Source organism: Rhodococcus sp. (in: high G+C Gram-positive bacteria), assembly GCF_049299235.1.
Taxonomy (GTDB): domain Bacteria; phylum Actinomycetota; class Actinomycetes; order Mycobacteriales; family Mycobacteriaceae; genus Rhodococcus.
The window spans coordinates 1-6147 of the sequence record NZ_JBAQXC010000251.1 but is presented as its reverse complement, the minus strand read 5'-3'; the positions used below and the strand labels follow the sequence as shown (position 1 = coordinate 6147).

Annotated in this window: 4 protein-coding genes; all 4 read right to left on the bottom strand. The window is 69.6% G+C overall.

All coding sequences use genetic code 11. From position 1 onward, the window contains the following. Positions 1-349: 349 nt before the first annotated feature. Positions 350-1642: a S1 family peptidase gene (locus WAX14_RS14965; protein WP_422628843.1), complete on the bottom strand. Its 1293-nt coding sequence runs from the start codon at positions 1640-1642 to the stop codon at positions 350-352. A gap of 179 nt (positions 1643-1821) precedes the next feature. Further along, positions 1822-3138: a S1 family peptidase gene (locus tag WAX14_RS14960; RefSeq protein ID WP_422628842.1), complete on the bottom strand. Its 1317-nt coding sequence runs from the start codon at positions 3136-3138 to the stop codon at positions 1822-1824. A gap of 67 nt (positions 3139-3205) precedes the next feature. Beyond that, positions 3206-4804, bottom strand: coding sequence for a hypothetical protein (locus WAX14_RS14955; RefSeq protein WP_422628841.1), 1599 nt, complete (start codon positions 4802-4804; stop codon positions 3206-3208). Next, on the bottom strand, positions 4795-6147 hold a 1353-nt coding region (locus WAX14_RS14950; protein WP_422628840.1), incomplete at its 5' end, for a LuxR C-terminal-related transcriptional regulator. The genes WAX14_RS14950 and WAX14_RS14955, both read right to left, overlap by 10 nt.

The window sequence follows — 6147 nt, the reverse complement described above, 5'->3', positions numbered from 1 at the left end:
GTCGTTGCCAGGGGATCTCAGAAGAGGTTCTGCACAATCAGCCTTGTCAGGTTGACAACAATCTCGCCCGCGTAGACGAACAGATCTGCTCCGACCAGGATCAGGTCACTCGACACAGTCTCACCTTTCGTTCGGCCGCACCCCTGATGGGCGCCGGTAACACGCGAGGGTCCGGCCGGACAACGCCGGCCGGACCTCTCGTGGCCGAATCGTAACCCATCGGATGTGTTGTGCGCGCCAACCGTTCCCGGTTCGTTCTATCAAACGACACAAACGGGGGCGCAACGCAGAAGTGCCCGTCTCCGCGGGAGGAGACGGGCACTTCTGAAGTTCGGACTGCTCCGGCGAACTACCAGGTACGGACCTTCAGGCCCGGATTCTCCGACAGGATCGCGGAGATCGGCGTCGCATACAGTTCCGGGCTGTCACCCAGGATGCCGCTGACCACACCGGCGATCTCGCACATCTGGTACTGGCCGACGTTCGACGCGCTGGAAATACCCAGGGCGAGGGTGCCGGTCACGAGGGTGCCGCCGCTGTCGCCCTGCAGGGCGCACAGGTTGGTGGAGAACCCGGCGTCGAGTTCACGGTGGCCGATTTCGACGTTCTGGTTCGCTGCCGTCACCACACCGCAGCTGTAGCCGGTGCGGACACCGGACTTGCACACCGGCGCACCGACAACCGGTTCGGCGATGCCGGTCACCGCGAGCGGCGCCGCGAACGGAACGCGCACACCGTTGTTCTCGAACCGGCTGCGTGCCTCGGCGGTCGGGCGGATCAGCGCATAGTCGCGGCTGTCCAGGCTCGTCTTCTCGAACGTGCCGATCTGCTGGCCGAGACCGTCACCGACGACCTGGAAGACCTGCGACGCGTATTCGTTGCCGGCCTGGGCGCGGTTCGGATCGCAGTGACCGGCGGTGATGTTCACCGGGCGGTCGGAGCTGTCGACGCCATTGAACCCGAGCGAGCAGCGCAGCCCGGTGCCTGCACCGAACGCGGCGTAGGCGTCGCCGCCGAACAGCGAATCCGGCGAGGCCAGCCCGGCGATCGGCTCGAGCTTCAGCAACTCCGGCTCCAGCGTCGCCGGGGCGAGCAGGACCCGCGCGCCGGCCAGGGCATCCGGCAGTTGCAGACCGGCGACGTCGTCGGCGCGCACCACGATGTCGTTGTTCACGACGTCGATGGCGATGCCACGAACCAGGTCGGCGACGGCGGGCGGCTGCGTGTCGAGCCAGTCGTTGAGCTGCTTCGACAGGCCTTCCAGCTCGTCCTCACTGCGTGCGGCCGGGCGGACGGTGAATCCCGCGTCCTCGGCGGCATCACGCGCCGCGTCGTGGTCGTCGCCGTCGGTCAGTCCGACTGTCGGAGTGCCCTGCTCGTCCAGCCACACGCCGGCGAACACGTCGGCGAACTGCTCGCGGGCGGTCGCCGCGAACTTCGCGAGTTCCTGGCTGCGGTCGGCATCGCTGACGAAACGCTCGGGGCTGATGCCGAGGTCGCGTGCCAGCGCATCGACCAGCTCGGTGGGCAGACCGGCGGGTGTGCCGGCAGGTTCGGCCTGCGCCAGGGCGACAGCGGGGCCGAGCAGCAACAGGGCCGTCGAGCCGATCACCGCTGCCCGACGGGCGAAGGAGCGTCGCATGGATGCCTTCCTCATAGGTCCTGCCGAAAGCGCAGGCTTGGCGACTACACAGATCTCACTGGTTACACGGTCTTACTGGTTACACGGTCTTGCTGGATACGCAAAGACGCCGTCCCGAGACCGGGGCGGCAGTCGATGCGTCAGATCATATGCTGTATTGCGGCGTGGATCACGCCCAGTCAAGCGGGGTCGACGGCGGTCCGGACTCGCGTGCCCGTTGCGTCCTCGATGTCGCGAATGGGGATGCCGAGGCTGGATGTGCCACCGTTGGGCGCGAGCACCAGATTCGCCTCCACACAGTCGGGAGCCCCGGCACTGTTCGAGCCGCTGATCACACCGAGCGCGAGGGAACCGGTGACGATCGCGCCACCACTGTCACCGGACAGCGTGCACGCGGTGGTCGCGAAGCCGCGGATCGTCGTGCTGGCACCGTCGGGGTAGATGAGCTGCGTTTCGATACGGTCGGCGGCGACGACACCGCACGTGAAGTACGACGACTGGCCGGCCTTGCACACAGGTGCGCCGACAACCGGAACCGCGGTGCCGGTGATCGTCAGCGTCGAACCGTTGCCGCCGCGCACGACCGGGCGGTTCAGCCCGGCGTCCACGCCGGCCTTGTCGATGCCGATGACGCCGAAGTCGAGGGGGCTGTCGGTGCCGACCGACGACCGGGTGAATGCGCCGATCCGGGTGCTCTCGTCGATGTTCTCGCGGTTCGGCAAGTACACCGTGGAACCGCCGTCGGCGCGGGCCACCGCATCGCAATGCCCGGCGGTGATGTTCACCGCGGAACCGTCCGCGTCCACGGCGTTGAACCCGAACGAGCAGATGCCGATGCGGTCGAGCGGGGTGGTACGCACGTCGCCGTCGGCGGTGATGTACGTGTCGCCGCCGAGCGGCGCCGGGTCGTTCGCCGGCAGCCCCGGCGTCAACTGCACCTGCACGTTCGCGATGAGCGACGGAAGATTCAATGCCCGGCCGATCGGGGTGTTCACGATGTCGACGACGAGCTGGTTGTTCAGCACGTCGATCGACGTGGACTGAACGGCGCCGGCCACATCGCGCGGCAGGGCAGCGACCCAGCGGTTCAGCTCGGCCAGTGCCATCTCGAGACCGTCCGCGGACACCGGCGCGACCGTAGCGGTGTATCCGTCGCGCTCGGCCTGCTGGGCGGCATCGGAGTTGGTGACCGCGACGACCGGCTCACCGCTGCGGTTGATCCACGCGCCCGCGAAGTCGGCGGGACGCTCGGACCGGAAATCGCGGGCATACTCGCCGAGTTCCTGCGCCCGGGCCGACCGCTCCAGGTATTCGTCGGCGGACATGTTCAGGTCGCGCTGGACCGCCTCGACCAACTCGGCGGGAAGCTCGCTCGCGGGATCCGCCTGAGCCGTCGCATTGAACGGACCGATCAGCAGCAGCGCCGACGCGGCAGCGACCGCAAGTCTGCGAGCGGTGGAACGGGCAGCGGCGCGCGACGCCGACGAGTGACGCATGAATGCCTTTCGTAGTGATCGGTCGGAAATTGCGACGATCGGGGGACAGCCTACGGGAGCGTTTCTGCTACGGCGCAGTCCCGGTGGTGGACGACGCACCGGCCGGATCCTGTTCCTCGGATTCGGCCGGATTCGAGGTCGGGGGCTGCGTCGGTGACGGCCGGGTGGTGTCGCGGTCACGGTCGCGGTCGCGGTCCGGTTTTTCGTCGGTGGTCTTCCAACTCGGGACCGACCGGGTGGTCGTGGACTGCGGCGCGGTGTTGTTGAACGTCGCCGAACCCGACTGCTGCGACGTGGTCGAAGACTCCACCGGCTGCGCGTCGACCGTCGTCTCGGGGACGGTGGCAACCTGGGTGGTGGCAACCGGGGTGGGGGGCCGGGTCGCGGTCGTGGTCTCCGTCGCCGTGGTGGTCGTGGGGCTCGGTGCCGCAGACGAGATCGGGCTCGGCGACGGCAGTTCCGGGATCGTGGCGACCACGGGCTGGTCCGCCACCGACGCACCGGTGGTTTCGGCCGCCGAACCACGCTGCGTCAACACCAGCACACCGAGCACGGCGAGCAGCACGACCGCGGCCGCGGAGATGGCGAGGAGAACCGGGGAGGGACGCCGCTTGCCGTCGTTGTCCTCCTCGGCCGACGTGGTGCTCGACGGGGACGGCGAAGCCGGTGCCGAGCCCGCCGAAACCTTCGGCGCCCGGGCGTTCGCCGGCACGGCAGGTTCGCGAGATGTGATCTTCGGGATCGCGACCGTGGCATCCGGATCGACGAGCCGCGGTGGTCCATCACCCTGCGGGGTCTGCTTGCGCGACACGTTCGCACGGGTCATGGGGATGATCTGAGTCGAGCCAAGGAACTCGACGGACCCGGCCGCGGCCGCCAACGCGGCGCCACGCACCATCGTCTGATGCGGATCCGGCGCGAGCGCACAACGGGTGCCGAGCCCGGCCTTGACGGACTGCGCGACAAGTTGCGCCGCCGCGGTGTCGACGTTCTCGTCGGCGGTGACGACGACCGCATCGAGGTTCGTCACCTGCCATCCGAAGGCAGAGAGGGCGACCGACAGTTGCTTGGTGACGGGCGGTGCGTCGGTGACCCCGAACCGCACGGGCTTGCCAGCGGCGAGACCGGCACGGACCAGCGTGACCGTCGAACCCAGATCGTCGATGTGATAGACCGCGACGAGACGCCCGGTCTGCCGCGACACCTGCGATTCGAACCAGGCCGCTGCCGCCTCGGCGTCGGACACCAGCGACACGTGCCGCAACCCGACGTAGTCGAGCGCGTTGCGCAGCACGGCGACGGTAGCGGGCGGCCATTCCGTCGGGTGGGTCGCGACGACCGTGTACTCCCGATCGCCGATCAGCGGCGCCGCGTCGGCCAGCAGACATTCCATCGCGGTCGCGACGAGGTCTTCGGCGCGGGACAGTGATCCGTCCTCGGCGCGGACACCCGTCGAGGTGCCGACCCGGCCGAGGAAATCGGCGAAGGAACTGGCACCCTGATCGAGAACGGGGTCGATCTCACCGAGAGTCGCGGTACCGTCCTGGTGCAGATGCACGGCAGTGCGACGTTCGATCGGTGCGGGACCGGGTTGACCGGGGACAGCGGAGGTCACGGCGACCGACGAAACGGTCGTGCCTACGCGCAGGCCGACGCCTACGGACATGCCGAAGTTCCCCCCTTCTTCTCACTGGTGCTACTGATGGTCGTGCTACTGATGGTCGTGCGACCGTCCACTCCGTGCCCCATTGCCCGGAGCAGCGAAATCAGCTCCGAGCGGGAACCGGCACCGAGGCGGCGGCGGATCCTGGCGACATGGTGTTCGACGGTCTTGCCGGAAATGTACAGGCGTGCACCGACCTCGCGATAGGTTAGGCCGGAAACCACCAGGTCAGCAACCTGCGCCTCGCGTTCGGACAGCGATCCGGCCGGTGAGGACACCGGATCGGCGGACACCGCGCCGGGACCGGCGGCCCCCGTCGGGTGCCGCAGCGACCGCGCTACGTGGAGCAGTGCGGTCGCCGCCGTCGTGTCGGTCGCCCGCAGCGCGGCCTCACCGGCCAGGCGCGCGCCGTCCCAGGTCAGCCCGATCGTGGCGAGTGATTCGGCTGCGACCCGAACCCGGGCGGGGTCGACATCGTTCTGCAGGAGGCGCAGCCAGGCCTGGCCCGCACGCGCCAGGGCCGCGGCATATGCGGTGGATTCGGCGGCGACGGCCAGCGCGCGGGCATGCGGGAGCAGGTCGTCCGGCCGTTCCGCGGCGATCGCCGCCTGCACCCCGTACCAGTGCAGGGCCGCGCCCCACAGCGGCGGCTCGCCGAGCGTTGCGAGCAGATCTCGGGCCTGCCCGACCAGATGCGAGATGCGCGGTGTGTCACCGACTCGGACCGCGGCCAGCCACAGTTCTCCGAGCGGTAGCAGGCTCACCAGGTCGACGGAATACGCGGCGACGACGCCCTGCGCTGCCTCCCATTCGGCGAGCAGTCGTCCGGTGTCGCCGCTGCGGCGGGCCGCGCCGACCCGGAGGCCGTGCAGGAACAACAGGTCGCGCGGGAGCGTGGCGCGGCGGGTCAGGTCCGCGGCGGCGGTGGTGGCGGCGGGCACGTCACCGCCGAGCAACGCGACCCACGCGGCCAGCAGTTCGTGCCGGACCGTGGACGGGGTGCGCCGGGCGAGCACGGCCGACGCGTGCGTCAGCTCACCGGAGTGCAGGCACAGCAGCGCCGTGATCGCCTCGACGGTGTCCGGCCGCGCGGTGGCACGAGTGGGGGTGCCGTGCATCGACAGGGCACGCGTGAGCGTGTTCATCGCGACGCGGCCGTCGCCGCCGACCGATTCGCGCATTCCCACGGCGAGTAGTCGTGCGGCGGACGCCGACGACGTGGGAGCGAGAGCGCCGGCGGCGTCGATCATCCGCATCGCGGCCTCGGGACGCCCGGCGGCCAGCAATACCGACGCCCCGATCGGAGCGTCGGCCCCGGCCCGGTCGGGTCCGAGCCACTCGTACAG